The sequence below is a fragment of the Paenibacillus sp. V4I7 genome (assembly GCF_030817275.1).
In the GTDB taxonomy this organism is placed as follows: domain Bacteria; phylum Bacillota; class Bacilli; order Paenibacillales; family NBRC-103111; genus Paenibacillus_E.
This window is the reverse complement of the sequence record NZ_JAUSZD010000002.1, coordinates 5175806-5193256: the sequence shown is the minus strand read 5'-3', so window position 1 is coordinate 5193256 and position 17451 is coordinate 5175806. Positions and strand designations below refer to the sequence as shown.

General features: G+C 44.0%; 9 protein-coding genes. 8 read left to right on the top strand and 1 reads right to left on the bottom strand.

Annotated features, from left to right (window positions below; all coding sequences use genetic code 11):
• Nucleotides 1–21 precede the first annotated feature (21 nt).
• From QFZ80_RS24310 to QFZ80_RS24285, 6 genes are all read left to right on the top strand, one after another.
• Entirely contained in the window at nucleotides 22–1308 is a 1287-nt protein-coding gene (locus QFZ80_RS24310) for an IS110 family RNA-guided transposase (protein ID WP_307561470.1), read from the top strand.
• Between the two features lie 429 nt (nucleotides 1309–1737).
• Nucleotides 1738–2526, top strand: a complete 789-nt coding sequence (locus tag QFZ80_RS24305; protein WP_307561468.1) for a copper amine oxidase N-terminal domain-containing protein — start codon at nucleotides 1738–1740, stop codon at nucleotides 2524–2526.
• Between the two features lie 382 nt (nucleotides 2527–2908).
• Nucleotides 2909–4555, top strand: a complete 1647-nt coding sequence (locus QFZ80_RS24300; protein ID WP_307561466.1) for a GMC oxidoreductase — start codon at nucleotides 2909–2911, stop codon at nucleotides 4553–4555.
• 244 nt (nucleotides 4556–4799) lie between these two features.
• Entirely contained in the window at nucleotides 4800–5123 is a 324-nt protein-coding gene (locus tag QFZ80_RS24295) for a hypothetical protein (RefSeq protein ID WP_307561464.1), read from the top strand.
• A gap of 125 nt (nucleotides 5124–5248) precedes the next feature.
• Nucleotides 5249–6109, top strand: a complete 861-nt coding sequence (locus tag QFZ80_RS24290) for a protein phosphatase 2C domain-containing protein (protein ID WP_307561462.1) — start codon at nucleotides 5249–5251, stop codon at nucleotides 6107–6109.
• Between the two features lie 212 nt (nucleotides 6110–6321).
• Nucleotides 6322–7224, top strand: coding sequence for an ATP-grasp domain-containing protein (locus tag QFZ80_RS24285; protein ID WP_307553485.1), 903 nt, complete (start codon nucleotides 6322–6324; stop codon nucleotides 7222–7224).
• Between the two features lie 638 nt (nucleotides 7225–7862).
• Here QFZ80_RS24285 and QFZ80_RS24280 read toward each other — a convergent pair.
• Nucleotides 7863–8150 carry a hypothetical protein gene (locus QFZ80_RS24280; protein ID WP_307553486.1) on the bottom strand — a complete coding sequence of 96 codons (288 nt, stop codon included), beginning with the start codon at nucleotides 8148–8150 and terminating at the stop codon, nucleotides 7863–7865.
• Between the two features lie 260 nt (nucleotides 8151–8410).
• Here QFZ80_RS24280 and QFZ80_RS24275 point away from each other — a divergent pair, with 260 nt between their 5' ends.
• Both QFZ80_RS24275 and QFZ80_RS24270 read left to right on the top strand, forming a co-directional pair.
• Nucleotides 8411–13696, top strand: a complete 5286-nt coding sequence (locus QFZ80_RS24275; protein WP_307561460.1) for an S-layer homology domain-containing protein — start codon at nucleotides 8411–8413, stop codon at nucleotides 13694–13696.
• Nucleotides 13697–13698: 2 nt separating this feature from the next.
• Complete coding sequence (locus tag QFZ80_RS24270) at nucleotides 13699–17433, top strand: NPCBM/NEW2 domain-containing protein (RefSeq protein WP_307561458.1); 3735 nt, start codon at nucleotides 13699–13701, stop codon at nucleotides 17431–17433.
• Nucleotides 17434–17451: the final 18 nt, after the last annotated feature.

Genomic DNA, 17451 nt, shown 5'->3' with positions numbered 1-17451 from the left:
CATCAAGGAGGCGCTCTTATTATGAAGTTTAAACAATCAGAAGTACAAAATCAACGAATTGAACGAATTACCACATCTCATCTTGTTGTAGGTATCGATATGGCTAAGGAAACTCATGTCGCACAAGCTACGAATTTTCGCGGAATTGTGCTCTCGAATCGCCACCTCTCATTTAGTAACACCATAGAAGGCTTTGAAAAGCTGCAGCGTTGGATAGAGGGACTTCAGCAAAAGCACCGTTTGAACAGTGTTATCGTTGGCATGGAACCCACCGAGCATTATTGGTGGAACTTAGCGAATTGGCTTACAAACAAAGGATCGAACGTCGTCCTAGTGAATCCAGCCACCACCAAAAGAAACAAGGAGAATCGTGATAATAGTCCTTCCAAGAGTGATCCGAAGGATGCACTTGTCATCGCGGACATTGTAAGCCGTGGTTATTACTATGAACATACGCGACAAACTCAAGAGTTCCAAAGACTGCGCACCATGATGAGCGATCGGGAGTTTTGGGTCGCCTACAGTGTCCGGTTACAGAATCGGATTATTCGCTGGTTGGATATTCGCTTCCCAGAGTATACATCGGTGTTTAAGGATTGGACTTGCAAACGTTCAATGGCCACATTGAAAGAGTTACCATTACCGCAGGATCTTGCGTTACGATCCATAACCGATATGATTACGACTTGGAGAAAACATATGCACAGAGCAGGCGGCTCTACAGGCACGCAGAAAGCCGCTGAGCTTATTTCTCAAGCCAAGAGGAGTGTGGGGGATCTCACGGCTTTAGCTGAGGCAAAGCAAGATTTAGAACGATTAATCGCAGAGTATGAACGCATCGTGGAAATGCTAGGGGAGATGCAGAAGCAAATCCTAGCAATACTTAGTGAGATTCCGATGGCGAGTCAGCTTCGCTCCTTTAAAGGGCTTGGCCCCATTTTTGTTGCAGCGATTTTAGCTGGTGCGGGTGATCTTAGACAGTATGCGCATGGACGTCAGTTACTACGAAAAGCTGGACTTAATCTAGCTGAAAGTACGTCGGGAAAACGGAAGGGACAGATAGTCATATCGAAACGTGGAGATTCTACCTTACGTAAGTATTTGTTTCTCGCTACCCTACAGCTTATTGGTGTAAATCCTGTATTTCGAGAGTTACATGAGTATAACGTTAAAGTTAAGCATATGAAGAAGCAGAGATCTGTATTTAAACTGCTGGGAAAAGTAGCTCTGATCTTAATCAGCATTGTCCAAAAAGGTGAAACATTTACGCCCGAAAAGGAAAGTCACATCATTGCGCAAGCTGCATAACACTGCAAATACCACGTTTTTTGACTCATTCGCAGGATTTTATAAAGAAAGCACGGAGAACCGAGTTCCTGCCCGAAAAGGGCTTTGACCCGTGCTAAACGCAATCGGTCTCCACATCTTGGATAGGTATGTCGATGGAATGTTAGGGCTTAGACCCATAGAGCCATGGGATGGTAAACTTCCAGGTATTCGTGGAATATGCGTGCAGTAGAGTGATATTTAGGGGAATGATTTTACGGCTCCTCTATTCCCGCACGCTTTAAATTAAAAGACCTTTATCCATAAGACTTCGTTTTCTAAGCAGTCGTTATTTTCAAGGTGATGAAATCCTGCGAATGAGTGAGTATACGTAAGATAAACCCTTAAAACCGAGGGACGGGCAGATAACGTGGAAGCACTTACGGATATTATCTATATGGAGGATGGCAAATGAGACTGAAACTACCTCTTCGCATATGCATTCTAATTTTATCTATAACTCTATGCTTGATTACCCCGCAGGTTTATGCGGAAAGCGATATTCCAACAATCTCTGTTTATTTACACGATGAGAAAATAACTTTTGAACAAGAACCCGTATTATTGGACGGGGTAACCTTAGTTCATTTTCGAAACATATTTGAAAAGCTTGGATACACGGTGGACTGGAACGAAACAACTCAAAGAATTTCTGCAGAGCGCGGCGGCAGCAAAATAAGTTTAGTGATTGGAAGCTCCCTCGCTACGGCAAACAATATTGCTTATTATCTCGAAAAAGCACCGCAGATAATTAAAGGTAATTCACTCGTTCCTCTTAGGTTTGTTGCAGAAGCATCAGGCGCCACTGTGACTTGGGATCAAACAACGCATCACGTGATGTTATCAATTGACAAAACCAAATCTGCTGAGTTGAAGATCAATAGAGTCATAGAAAGCTACGCTTTTTCAAAAAGTGCTCACGATTTTGTTGATGCCATCACAAGAAGTAATGGTACAAAGAATAACGGATATCAATTGGACAAAATAACATTTGATGAGAATAGAAAAGAAGCAATCGTTGAGTACACGTTAGACTTTTGGGTTAATAGTCCCAAACTGATAAATGACAAAGACATCGATAGTGAAGAAAATATGGATGTAAGAATAAAAGTTAAACAAAAAATAATTTTGGATGAGTATGAAAATTGGTACCTTTCACCTATACTCCGTGATAGGGAATATCTTGTTATACCTAAGTAAATTTGTACTTAAAGGTTAAAGCAAATTGAACTGATGGATAACGTTAGCTGAATACATGATGAAACAGCTGCTGGCTCGCGCTCGCACCAGCAGCTGTTCGACTTATTCAAGTAAGTTCATGTTGTAAGTTGACCGAATTACTTAACAGAAGGGAAAGGGCGCCAGAAGGTGCTTGACTAAGCGTTCGCTGCACCATCAGATGATTACGCTAACGGGAGTTTTCACTAACAATTAAACACCTAACGATCTGATATTTGAAAAAGCTGCTGCAATTCCTGCGAGAGCAGCTTTATTTGAGACCTATCCTCGGACTTATTCCCAGTATCCCTTACATAAACTAATTAGGCGTAGATTTCAGATGTAAAGGAGTGAAAAAGGAGTCATGGCATTGAAAATATGGGTTGCTCGTAACAACGATACGCTCCGAATCATCGCAGATCAAAAGCGTGTATCGATTGATGATCTCCTATCACTTAATCCATCCATCGAAAGCTCTGATCAGAACATCGCTGGTAAACTGGTTAATCTTCCTGTCTTCACCGAATTGGACATGAGGCCGGTCACGATTCCTCCGACTTGTCACATACCACCGGAATATATCGAAAATTGGATTCCTTTGACTTCATTGGAAACCATGGCGGATAACGAATACGATGTTCTGATTGTAGGTACAGGTGCCGGAGGAGGAACTATGCTCTGGAGACTGTGCGAACAGTGGCGGAACAACGGTAAGCGGATTGGCATTATTGAAAGAGGAAACATTGTCATGCCAACGCATGGCCGCAATCTTCCAATGATGAATCGCACACGTCTTGAACAATATTACCGATACATATCAAAACCATTGCAAGGCTCTTATCCGGAGTTTATAGGGGCAAGAGAAGTTATTTGCCTTGGAGGAAGGACCGTATTTTGGGATGTAGTTGCTTCTCGCTTGGTTTTGTCTCTGCTTCCGGACTGGCCGATCCCGATTCATGAAATGGACACCTATTATAACATTGCCGAGCGGGTCATGAATGTCACCGACGAATATGCCAGAGGGTCTTCATTAACGGAGATTTTGCTGGATCGTCTGCAACAAGGCGGTTTTCCCGAATCGAGATATATGCCGATAGCCGCCGATATTCATCCGACCAAGTTCGGGGAAGTTCATTCGGATGTTTTTTTTAGTTCTTTTTCTCTCCTTGCTAAAGCTTTATTTCTTAGACCTTTCGATTTGGCGATAAACGCCCGTGCCGTTCAAGTGCTGGTCGATCAGGGGAAAGCTACCGGTGTTAAGGTCATGTCTCCGGATATGAGTTCTTATATTCTTAAAGCAAAAACGATCGTATTGTCGACGAGTACGTATGAAACTCCGCGTTTGCTGCTTCATTCGGGCATCCAGGGAGGAGCGGTCGGCCATTATATGACAAATCAAGTTTTTATGCTAGCTCCCGGAAAAGTGAGCCGGAGAGATTTCACGGATATTCCCGGAACTCTCAGTATTTTAATTACTGCAACGCCGGATAAGCCCTATCAGATCCGTCTGATGGGACCGAGCGGTTATGATTGGTATCCATCATCTCAAGAAAAACCGTTCTTGGAGGAGTTGAACATTCTTCTCCAATGTTTTGGTAAGATCGATCCTCGGTATGAAAACAGGGTGTTATTAAACCCTGACAGAAAAGATGAATACGGAGTACCGGAAATAGAAGTGCAATTTTCATTTAGTGAAGCAGAACAAGCCGAAATTCAAAAGATGTTAGAGTCTGTAAAGCGGATTTCTTCCGTTGCAAATATCACCTTGGGCGAAATCTGCCTTGTGCCTACCGGAGATTTGCATCACACTTCGGGTACGTGCCGTATGGGTGAGGATCCTTCGACCTCAGTCACGGATCTGTACGGTCAAGTTCACGGTATTTCAGGACTGTATGTGGCCGACAACAGTGTTTTACCATTCATCGGGTCTGGAAATCCAACGTTGACCACAGTCGCGCTGGCCATTCGAACGGCAGATCATATCGCCACCCAAGGCAAAGGATATAAGTGAGTTCTTGTCTTTTAAGGATATATGTTCTTGTCCTCCGACAAGAACAACTGTCGGGTGACAAGAATATTATCCCATTCCCGACGGATCGCTGCGATTGGATGAGGAGGATAAACGTCATCGCAGGCGCCGTGGCCTGCTGATTGAACTAACGGGCAGGTTTGCGTGGTAACTTCAAGGTTACTGGAAGGAAATTCAAACTGATAAAAGAATATATTAAGGAGTAAATCGAGAAAGGGATTTGAATATGCGAGTCATTACTTTATGCGGTTCTACAAAATTCAAAGAACAATTTGAACAAGCGAACGCATATCTTACACTTCAAGGTAACATCGTTATTAGCGTTGCCTTCTTTGAGCAAAGCGATGGTTTTAAAATAACAGAAGAACAAGCTGAATTACTAGGAAACATGCATTTTAGAAAGATTGATATTTCTGATGAAATATTCGTAATTGATGTTGATGGTTACATAGGGAACAGCACAAGGAGAGAGATCCAGTATGCTGAAGAAAAGGGAAAGGCAATCCGTTACTACTCTAGTGCTAGGATTCCTTCAAGTGTATTTGACTAAAGAAGCTTGCCTCGCGGTAACTCCTTATTTTGTTCATTCAAGTAACAGGCAGGTAGTTCCAATACTTGGTAATGGAGAAAATGGCAAAATAAGTAAATGGTATTACAGAATAATTTGAGAAAGGGGTGAACAACTTGTTTGTTACTTATGAGGAGATCACCAAGAAAGGCGTTGGGATATTAAATGAGGATGCCATTATTACGCATCCGAAAGCAAATTTGTATGGAGCTTTGGATGGTGTTTCTTCCTTGGTACCCTATCTAAATTCCAAAAAGGAAACTGGCGGTTTTATTGCGGCGAATCTGGTAAAAAACTACTTCGAATCTGTTACTGATCCTGGAAGTTTAAAGGACCACATGATTGAGGTGAATGATCTTCTTAGGGAACAAATGGTGCTCGCTAATATTGATCTGGAGAAAAAGGAAGAACTTTGGGGAGCGGCATTGGCAATCGTTCGTATTCAGGATGATGGTGTGGAGTTCATACAGACAGGGGATTGCATGACTCTAGCAGTGTATGATAATGAGGAGGTTCGCCCATTAACATGGAGACAAGTTTCTCACTTAGAAGCTCCAGCATTCGCTAAATGGCAGGAAGGAATCACTAAAGGCTTAAAAAGCCAGAAAGATCTTCATGAAACCGTTATTGATACAATAAAAAAGAACCGATATCGCGCTAATACAGATGGTGGTTACGGGGTCTTAAATGGGGAAAAGGATGCAGTTCGTTTTTTCGAATACGGAAAAATTAATCTGACGTGTTTAAAACATATCATATTGTTGACTGATGGGATGTTTTTACCAACAAATATCGTACCCGAACAGAGTTCGTATTGGAGCTTTGTTGCGCAAAGAATATTGAATAAAGGTATAAAACTTTATACTCAAGAATTAATAGAACTTGAAGAATGCGATCCTGAGTGTATTCAACATATCCGCTTTAAGAAATCGGACGACAAGACCGCAATGGTGATTAATTTCCATTAGCAGTGCGCTAACTGATACTATAGCTTAATAACAACATGAAAGGCAGCCGGTCCAAGTGGATTGGTTGCCTTCTCTCAATTACACGGGCAGGATAGTTTAATCCGACTCACGAATATGTAATACATTTAAGGTGTTTGCGAAGTTCGCAAATATGACGTTAGATGAAACTTCTGAAAGTACAAGATCAAATCCAATATGGGAGTCGAATCTATATGTTTCTTATTTTTTGTTCAGATCCGATGAATAAAAATGCAGTTGATTTTGATTATGAGAAGGAATACTCCATTGCTAAATCACTTGGGTTTTCTGTCATGTTGATTAGTCTTGAAGAGTTATTGGAAGGCAATACTGACAAATCCCTAAGTAAGATTAATGCAGTTGAATCTCATGAATCAGCTCTATATAGAGGCTGGATGATGAAGCCTAAGAACTATGAAAATTTATACAACGGATTACAAAAGAAGAATATAATTCTCATCAACAATCCTGATGCATATAAGAATGGTCACTGGTTTCCCAATTCTTATGATAAGATTAAAGACTTTACCCCTTATAGCAATTGGATTCATATTGAAAACCTAAATAATGATTTCGATATAATCTATAGGAATCTGTCTGAGTTTGGGAACAAGCCAATTATCATAAAGGATTATGTGAAATCTAGGAAACACGAATGGAACGAATCATTTTTCATACCTGATGCTTCGGATAGAAATCACGCAACCATTGTAATCAAGAATTTCATTGATCGACAAGGTGAACACATTAATGAAGGTATAGTATTTAGAGAGTTCGTGAATCTTGAAAGAATATCTATGCATTCTAAGAGTCAGATACCACTCTCAAAGGAATTTAGGTTGTTTTATTTCCAAAAACAATTTCTTTTTCAATTCGATTATTGGGAAGATATTCATTACGATGATGAGAAACCTGATTTAACGATCTTCAATCGTCTTGCTCAGAATATTGGAAGCAACTTTTTTTCGATGGACATCGGAAAGACAGATTCTGGAGAATGGATAATTATTGAAATTGGAGATGGGCAAGTATCTGGCTTGCCAATTGATTCCAATATTCTGGGATTTTATAAATCCATTAAAGAGCGTACGGGGTGATTCATGGAGGGCAGAAGCTTCGAACCGAACATCATTACGCTAACGAGTAACGTTAGTTCAATAACCCACATTAAGAGGCTGCCACGAAGAACGACCGGCAACCTTGCTGTGATAACGGGCAGAATAGATTAATTGAACGGGTTTATTTTTGGAGTAGAGTAGCATAAAAACACTGTAAATAAACTAAAAAATGCGTACGGAATGGCATCGCCTATCCCCACGCTTTTTCTTATTTCATATAGTATTTTTTATCACGATTTCAGAAACAAACAGTCATTGTAATGTTTTTATTTCGCCTGTAAAAATTCAATCAAAGCACGGTTTGAGATATAATAGTCAACAGAGTTTATAAAATCATTTGTATTTAGCTGGTTTATGTTATCATCCCTTTGAACCCAAAAGACCTCGCTCGGACCGTATTACCATGCTCCGATTCGTTTCCCTGATTTTAAATCAATATGAATACCCCAATCCAATGTATGAGCTCCTTCACGCCCATTATTTTGATCATTCTCTTTAAATTATAGGCAAGACAAATCAAATTGGTCTCAGTACCTACTGATGCCAACCCTCGTGTTAAAAAGTATGTATAGCCCCAGTGACGTCCGCAAATATCGAAGGCTTCACAAGTGTAACGATTATACTCTTTCCCATCTTGTTTTCCATTCCATTTGAAAGGTAATTACCTGCAACTCATGCATTCTCTTCTGATAGACCTCTAACTTTTCAGTGATTTCCTGCTTTTTTTGGCGATTGTCCTCCGTTAAAAAATCACGCAAATATGCATCTATCTTTTCATCGATATGCTCTAGTTTCTTACTGACAATATTGGCATTAAAGTGTTGCTTTTTAGAGCAATCCGCCTTTATTTTTGTGCCGTCAATCGCGACAAGTTGACCATCAATCAATCCGAAACCTTTTAACATTAAGGTGAACTCTCTAAACAGCTTTTTTTGGCTGCTTGGTTATTCTTCATGAAAGCAGATAAAGTGCAGCAGCGGCTGCTTTTTTTTGTTTCAATCGTAAGCAAGCTCTTATATATATAAATATCTGCCCTAGAAGTGGGATTTTCCTCATTATGGCAGCGAGGGTAGTCTGATATACTGAACACGCACAAAGAAAATGTAAGGGCTTCCAAGTTCTGGTGAAAGTGAATGAATACAATCATGAAGGAGGACATTTGCAAATGTTAAAGGCTAAAAGATGGCTTAGTGCGGTTCTGACATTTGTGCTAATGGCGTCGGTTCTTATTATTCCTACAGAAACCGCCCAAGCTGCACCGGAAACAACGATGGACGCAGGAGCAGCGCCCGCAGCGATTTATCCTTACGATCAATCCACAAGGTATGCGGCTTCAGCGAACTTTACGCTCAAAGCGAATGGGGTGCCGATCCCAGTAATTAAAGCTTACAACGATTATGATTACGCTCATTTCTCGATGTCCGGCGGTCCTGTGACGTATGAGGTGACGATTCTGAATACGGACAAGGTGCATGAGTACGCAATCAGTCCTAAGAAACTTGGAATCAAGGCTGATAGTGTTGTAGGCAGAACGTTAACGATTACAACTCAGAAGGACGAGTATTTAATCATTACGATGAACAACCGAACAACGAGGCTCGTCATTGCAGCCGATCCGGCGGAAACCGATATTCCGGCCTCTTCAGGAGAAGGAATCTACAATATCACCGAAGCTCCTTACCATTTAACGACAACTGGCGTTCAGACGGGGGTAACCGAAAGAACGGCAGCGATTCAGAAGGCAATTGATGATGCCAGCAACTACGGTACAGTACGGGGGAATAACGCTCAAGGCGTTGTCTATGTACCGGCGGGTACATACTATATTGGTAACTTAATACTGAAAAGCAATACAGCCATCTACATGCAGCCCGGAGCAACCTTTGTAGGTACAGGGAAGACAGCTGATTATACGGAGCATTGGTTTAAAAATTCCATGGGTAGACCAGCAACATGGTGGATCTCCACGGCGTTTAATTCCCAGAATATCAAAATCTACGGACGTGGAACGATCGACGGAAACGGAAAATCGCTGCACGATGATAAGAGCACCAACAATAAAGGGATGATCAACAACCTGGTAGTGCCAATTGCTACATCCAACTTTACCATGGATGGTGTCATCATTCGTGAATCTGCGGGATGGGCGGTCATGCCTGTTCGTTCCAATGATTTGGTATTTACAAATTTAAAGATGTTTAACAGCCTTGGCATGGGCGAGAATGACGGGATTGATATCGTCGAGTCGCAAAATGCTATCGTACGCAATTCGATTGGTATTGCTCTGGATGATCCTTATTCGACAAAAGCATGGAAAGAGGATACGGATATCGCATCAGGAAAAGTGCCTTGGCCAGGGAATCCAGAACCAGTGAGCAATGTTTTGATCGAGGACAGTATCACTTGGACCTTATGTTACGGTTACAAAATCGGTCAAGGTGTTATGCAGAATCAAGACAACATCACATTTAGAGATGGTGTAGTTTACAAGGCTGCTGTAGGTTTCGCAATCCATCATAAATATGGGGTAGGCACGGTAAGCAACGTTACGTTTGAAAATATCGATGTTGAGGACATTAGCGGTAAGAATGAGGACAATAGTGCGTGGATGACCATGTTTACGGTGAATCACAATAACAATGGTGTAGGACCGATCACTGGGGTTACCGTGAAAGATATTACTGTGCGTGACGCCGGTGAAAGTTTTGCCAAAATCAAAGGGCATGAAGGGGCATTGATTACGGGTATTACCTTTGAAAATGTATATATGCCGGGGAGCTCTAAGCCTGCGACGACTTTACATGAAATGAATTTTACGGATCGGGCATTTTATAGCGGAGTTACCATTAAACCGGTGCAGGCACAAGAACCGAGACCGCGGACGAACTTGGCACTGAAGCAAACCGCAGTAGGATCTTCAAGCGACGGTTCGGTCGATACTGCTTCTTGGGCCTTTGACGGCAATTTAACGACGCGATTCGGGTCCAAGCGAGGCGTAGATCCAGGATGGTTGTACGTTGATCTTGGTGAAAGCAAACGGATCAATGAAGTACGTCTCTATTGGGAAGCGGCTTACGGCAAAAGCTATCAGATTCAAGTGTCCGATGATGCGGAGAACTGGACCCATGTGTTCAGTACAACAAGCGGAAAAGGCGCACTGGAAACAATTGCATTTAACGAAGTTAATGCCCATTATGTACGCATGTACGGAACAGTCAGAGCTACCCAATACGGTTACTCTATATGGGAGTTTGAGGTGTACGGACCAGAGGTTTTAGCAGACAGTATTACACTCGATAAGTCGAAGCTCGATATGTTAACCGGCATGACCGAGCAGCTTACGGCAGCGCTGCTTCCGGAGAATACGACGAACAAAAAAGCATTTTGGACAACAAGTAATCCAAATGTCGCGAGTGTAAACAGCAGTGGTCTCGTTACCGCAACAGGCCCTGGTACCGCCACCATTACAGCTACAACGTCAAATGGAGAATTAATAGCGACAGCAGCGGTGACTGTAACAGGAATCGGAACGCCTGGATTGCATGCCGCTATGGCTGGGGATGGGCAAGTGAGCTTGAGCTGGGGCGCCGTAGAAGGGGCGACAAGCTATCAAATATTTAGCCGTGATACTGCAGGTTCCTACGGAGCGGCTCTAGCGACTGTGAACAGCTCAACTAACGGTTATAAAGCAGAAGGGCTGATCAATGGAACTACCTATTTCTTCGTGATTAAGGCGGTCTATCCTGGAGGAGAGAGCGCTGCGTCCAATGAAGTCAGTGCTACTCCACAGGTAGCGCCTATAATGGATTTTGTTGCGCCAGAGGATGCTAACATCCACTATATGGGCAGGTGGGATCGTAGCGCTTCAGCAACCTACAAAAGCTACTGGCCGGGCGCATCCCTTCGGGTAAGCTTTACGGGGACGAATGTCCAGATCAAATTGGGTGCTTCAGCGAATCTGTATGCCAAGCTCGATGATGCTCCTTACGTTTTGTATAAAAATGCGACTGGAACCATCCATTTAACACCGACGCCACTTCCTGCGAGAACACATACACTAACCGTAGTTTCCAAGGATATTCTGGATGTCCTATCCTTTCAAGGACTGCTTCTTGATAGCGGAGCGACTACCGTGCAAGCGGCTCCGAGGGATCATTTGATTGAGTTCATAGGCGATTCCATTACCGTAGGCTACACGACGCCTGAAGTATCGATCGGTTCCTACGCATGGTTGGCGGGAGAGCAGCTGGGTGCCGATCATACTCAGATTGCCTACACCGGGATTTGCCTGGAGACAGGTGTAGCTTGCTATGTGCCTAATTCACTCGGGATGAGCGAGCAATATTTCAAGCTGCAGCCAGGTGATTATCCGGACTCACCGGATTGGAATTTCAGCACGTACCAGCCTGATGCGATTGTTATTAATTTAGGGACTAATGATGCTAAGTTCAATGTATCCGATAACAATTTTCAGAGCACATATACGGCATTTCTCCAGCAAATAAGGACGAAATACCCGTCTGCTCAGCTGTTTGTACTTCGCACTTTTGGTGACTTCAAAGCTGTGCCTACGCTGGCCGCAGTCAATAGCCGAATCGCTGCAGGCGATACCCAGCTGCATTATTTAGATACAACTGGATGGGTAGATACATATCCGTCATCCGATTTCAACGACAGTCTGCATCCTTCCAGCGCCGGACATGTCAAGATTGCAAATCGGCTTGCGCAGGTGATAAGACCTTATCTTGACCCTATCGAACCGCCGATTGAGGCTCCAGAGTTGCAAGATATTCCGGATAAGAAAGCTGGAGATACGGTTACCATAACCGGACGTACAGAGCTGAGCACGTTGACAATTAAAGTGTTAAGACCGGACCAAAGTATCCTCTATATCAATGTGCTAAAAGGCGGGAATTTTAGTGACTCGTTCACCCTGCCGAATGACGCTATGATCGGTACGTATACGATTGTTGCCGGAAGCGGGGATGTACGGACGGTGAAGCGTTTTGAGGTCATCGAAGATCGCGGCTCAGAAGTTCTAGTAACAGAGATCAGTCTGAATCCTACCAATTACACGATGGCTGTTGGCAGCCAAGTGCAGTTTATAGCAACTGTATTGCCTGTTCAAGCAACGAATGAAACAGTGACTTGGTCTGTATACAATGAAACAGGTCTAGCTCAGATTGATCAGCAAGGGTCATTAACGGCGATTCAAGCAGGAATTGTCACTGTAAAAGCTGCGGCAAAAGATGGATCAGGCATCGTGGGGACTTCTCTTGTAACCATTACGCGCAGCGATGATGGGGGAGATAACACGTCATCGAATAATGGCGGCAATAGCAACAACCTCTTGCCTTCGGTCACACCGGTCACTCCGGTTATGAAAGATGGTATGGCATTCGTACAGCTGGATGAGAAGCAAACATCAGCCCTTGTATCCATGCTTGACATTCAAGAGCGAGCACTGCAAGTGAATGTTGGAGGTGCTGCTGTAACCATTGATCAGACGGAGTTGAAATATCTTCTTTCCAAAGCAGGAACTACGGAAGGGGCCATGGTACAAGTCAAAGTGGAACCGGTCGTAGACAATGTCAGTCAAGCTCAGCAGGGGACAGCGCTATTAAAAGTTTCAGGGCTAATCTATGAGATCAAAGTGTCCTTGCTAACTAAGGATAATCGCGAGATCAAGGTTGAACAATTGCGTGGAAGTGTCGAAATCTCCTTGCCATTCGATACGAAGAATACGGATCCATTACTGCTTGGTGTTTATTACTACAATGAGCAAATGAATCAATGGGAATTTGTTGGCGGGAATATGAACCCTGACACAGCATCGATTACCGTGAAGCTGAAACATTTGAGCAAATATGCAGTTATAGAATATAGAAAGTCGTTTGATGATGTAGACAAAAACCATTGGGTGGCGCGTACGCTAGTAGTATTATCAGCTAAACATATCATTTCAGGAAAAACGGATAGCTTGTTTGTTCCCGATGATAAGACCACGCGGGCAGAGTTCACAGCTATGCTGATTAGAGCTTTAGGATTGTCTGTAAATGCAAACGGAAATGCAATCGCATCTCCATTTAAAGACGTTGGTAATAACGATTGGTTTGCAGGTGCTGTCCAAGCAGCTTATGGGGCTGGACTCGTTTCTGGAGTCACGGATACTGAATTTGCTCCTCATACAGTGATTACTCGTGAACAGATGGCGATTATGCTTGTGAAGGCTTATGAGTTTAAGCATGGAAAGATTAGCTTGAAAGAAAAACCTTTACATTCCTTTGAAGATGGAACTGATGTTTCTGAATGGGCAGTGGAAGCCGTTAATAAAGCATTAACGGTTAAGCTGATGCAAGGTGTGAAGGATGATAGGTTTGATCCTCAGTCTCAAGCAACCCGTGCGCAAAATGCGCAGGCTATCTATAATCTTGCATTCGAGGAGGAGTAAAATTGAAAAGAAGACGTCATATTCTGCACGTCATCGTAAGTTTGTTGTTAATGATTTGTTTGCTGACCACCAACTTTGCAGTAGGATTCTCCAAAGAAGCCACTGCTGCTGAACCTGTACAAACTTCGAGCGTAGCTTCGGTGACCGAAGCGACCTACAACGAGACGCTGCTAGATACCAATTCTGCTGTTTACAATGGTGCAGCACAAGCGCAATTGAGCGTATCTCAGTCGGTTTATGTGTCTGATCTGGACTGGGTAAGCTCCGAGTCTTACTGGAGTCCAACCAAGCGGGATCGATCATTGGATGGCAATCCGCTAACCTCTGCCGGCAAAGTATACAGCAAGGGGATCGGCACACATGCAAGCTCCAAAATCGTATATAATCTCGATCCTGGGTACAAGCGTTTTACAGCTTTAGCAGGTATCGATGATGAGGTGAAGTCCAACCCGGAGTTTGTGAAGGCTAAAGCGAAATTTTACGTCAAGGCTGACGATGTCGTCATTGCGAGTTCACCAGATTTGAAATTTAACGAAACGTATATGTTCAATATTAGCATTCCTGCTGGAGCGAAGACGCTGACATTGATTACAGACAATCTGAGCGATCCTACCTGCGATCATACAGACTGGTTGGATGCCAAATTCATACTGAGTGACGGTTCAGACGAATGGAAGCCTTCAGAGCCTGTGAACATCTCTAGTCCTCAAGGAAAAGTAACGAGTACCATAGAGCACATGAACGGCAGATTAACGTATTCTATGAGGTTTAATGGAAAAACAGTTATCGAGAAATCGTATCTCGGGGTCATTATCGAAGGGATCGACATCGGCGATCGCGCGGTTTGGGATCAAGATGAAGTGGTTACAAGTTCCCCTGATGCCGTTTCATATCCATGGATCGGGCAGCATTCCACAGCTCACGATCATCATACGCTGACGACAATTCCAATGGTCAACACGATTACCGGTATGAAGTATTCACTGGAAGTAAAGCTATTTGATGACGGTATCGCTTTCCGTTATGTAATTCCTCAAGGACCTACGGATTATGTCATTTCCGGAGAAAGCAGCAGTTTCAAAATCCCTGCTGACAGCACAGTCTGGTACCAACAGAACACGATTTCCTATGAAGGCCGATTTACGAAACAAAGCGCCCAATTGGTCCCTCTCGGCACGAAAATCGGTCCTCCGATGACGATAAAGCTGCCTGATAATGGCGGCTATGCGGCGATAACGGAAGGAGCTTTGGTCAATTATGTGGGAATGGCCCTCGTGGCCGAAGGAAACAGCACCTTCAAGGCTTACTTTAATGGGGGGAGCTGGACTTTATCCGGTTCTGTGTCAACGCCTTGGAGAATTGTTTCCGTTGCTAGTGATTTGAACGGCTTAGTGAACAGCGACATCATTCCAAACGTTAATCCCCCGAGAGCAGCCATTTATGATAACAACATGGACTGGATTAAACCAGGAGCATCGACATGGTCTTGGGTTGTGGACGGTGATGTTTCGCTTCTGAATATGAAGCTTTATATCGACTATGCTTCTGAACTCGGCATTCCTTACAATTTGATCGATGAGGGATGGACCGATTGGGCTGCTGCGCCGGATGCTTACTGGGCCGCTGTCAAAGAGGTAGTCGATTATGGTAAATTCAAACATGTAGAGAGTTGGTTGTGGAAATCGGCCTCAGACCGTTCGGGAGTGAAAGGAATATTCAATCGCGCTGACCGATTGGCCTTTTTCGAGAAGGCGCGAGCAGCTGGCGTTGTCGGCGTGAAGCTTGATTTTATCGACGGGGAAGAACTGTTTAAGATCAACTTCTACCGGGATACGCTGGAGGATGCGGCCAAATATCAATTGATGGTCAACTTTCATGGCGCCAATAAACCGACTGGCTTGTCTCGGACATATCCGAACGAGATAACGCGGGAAGGCATTCACGGGTTGGAGCAAGGCGCGCCTCCGGCTGACCATAACACAACCTTGCCTTTTACTCGTTATTTGGCCGGTCATGGCGATTATACGCCGATGTCACTAAGCAATCGTATGGGGAAAAGCTCCTGGAGCCATCAGATTGCCTCGGCACTCAGCTTTACGTCGCCAAGTCTTTCATTTGGCGAACATCCGGAGAATATGTTATTGAACCCGGCCTCGGAGTTCATTAAGAGCATTCCTACCGTCTGGGATGAGACAATCGTACTCTCTGGAAGTGAGATCGGTGAATTATCGGCAATGGCTAGACGTTCCGGTACTACTTGGTATGTAACCGTCATGAACGGTTTGCAGGAGCGCTCGACAGATGTGGCTCTATCGTTTTTAGGAAGCGGTAATTATAATGCGCAAATATTTGCGGATGATAGGACTAAACAAGACGGATATACGATTGAGAAAAAGGTGTTAACCTCCAGCAGTATACTGAACATGCAAATGCGTGGTAGCGGAGGCTATGTGGCTAAGCTTACGAAACTCGATATGGAGCCATTTGGAGGTGGATTTCTGGATAAGCGAAAAGTGTACCTCAAGCCCGTGAACGCTTCGAGTGAAATACACTATACGCTTGACGGATCCGAACCAACGGCAAGCTCGCCTAAATATGAGAATTACATTGAGCTAACCTCATCATCCGTCGTTCGCGCAAAGATCCTTAGCGGAGATGGAGCAGGAAGCACGGTTTCCGCTCGCTTTTACAAGACTTCGCCGTACTTGCAGATTGTCTATGATGGCAAACGCAGCTGGATGGATATAGGCGGTAAAGTGACCATGCTGACGAATGCTGAAGGAAGCAGCTACGAAATACGCTATTCCATTGACGGCAGCGAACCGTCCAGAGATTCACTGCTGTATACGGGGCCGTTTACGCTGCCGGTGAGCAGCGCAACCGTAAAAGCGAAGCTGTTTGTTCAAGGATATGCAGATTCGAATACCGTATCCAAAACGCTGCATACTTTTGAACATAATGGTCCTGTACCACCCCTGCCGGACGTTTATTTGGATCAAATGGACTGGGTGAGCGCGACATCAGGGTGGGCAAACGTACCCAAAAAGAATAAATCCATCGATGGGAATACGCTGACAGCTGCAGGCAAACCGTACGACCGCGGAGTGGGCACACATGCCAACTCAGAAATTGTTTATCATATCCCAACGGGGGCGAAACGGTTCGTCGCAGTAGCGGGCGCAGATGATGAAGTTAATGAAAACGGTGGCTATGCCAGCATGTTCTTCAAGGTTTATGCGGATGACAAGTTGCTCGCATTCTCGCCGCTTGTCGGCAAAGGTATGGTGTGGAACTTTGACGTACCGCTGCCTGATGGCGCAAAGCAGATCAGGTTATCCCTAAATGACGCTGGCGACAAGAACTTTGACCACGGCGATTGGATTCATGCGGGATTCGTGAATACAGGACCTAATATTGAGCCTTATACCATTATTTCGGACGGCGTACTGGATCGTAGTGAGGGTATTGGAGCCAAGGTGGAAGTAGCGGCCACTCCGGGAGCGGAACCACGACAAGGCAAGCAAGTGGTCGTGTTCCAGTTAATGAAAGACACAACGCCGGGAAGCATCTTCGCTATGGAAACAGATCCTATATCTACAGCTAAAGAGTTCGCAGCTTTTTTTGATATCGAAGATGCTGCGCATTTATCCTATACAGTTAAAGTATTTGTTCTGGACCAGCTTAACCGTGAAATGAACGCTTCTGTTAGCTTGGCGGTTCCATCTTTGCTGAAATAAATAAAAATGGGCAGTCGC

What these genes read in the sequence shown, in the direction of transcription:
- QFZ80_RS24310 (WP_307561470.1), top strand. Translation starts at nt 22, where the DNA reads ATGAAGTTTAAACAATCAGAAGTACAAAATCAACGAATTGAACGAATT.
- QFZ80_RS24305 (WP_307561468.1), top strand. Translation starts at nt 1,738, where the DNA reads ATGAGACTGAAACTACCTCTTCGCATATGCATTCTAATTTTATCTATA.
- QFZ80_RS24300 (WP_307561466.1), top strand. Translation starts at nt 2,909, where the DNA reads ATGGCATTGAAAATATGGGTTGCTCGTAACAACGATACGCTCCGAATC.
- QFZ80_RS24295 (WP_307561464.1), top strand. Translation starts at nt 4,800, where the DNA reads ATGCGAGTCATTACTTTATGCGGTTCTACAAAATTCAAAGAACAATTT.
- QFZ80_RS24285 (WP_307553485.1), top strand. Translation starts at nt 6,322, where the DNA reads ATGTTTCTTATTTTTTGTTCAGATCCGATGAATAAAAATGCAGTTGAT.
- QFZ80_RS24280 (WP_307553486.1), bottom strand. Translation starts at nt 8,150, where the DNA reads ATGTTAAAAGGTTTCGGATTGATTGATGGTCAACTTGTCGCGATTGAC.
- QFZ80_RS24275 (WP_307561460.1), top strand. Translation starts at nt 8,411, where the DNA reads ATGTTAAAGGCTAAAAGATGGCTTAGTGCGGTTCTGACATTTGTGCTA.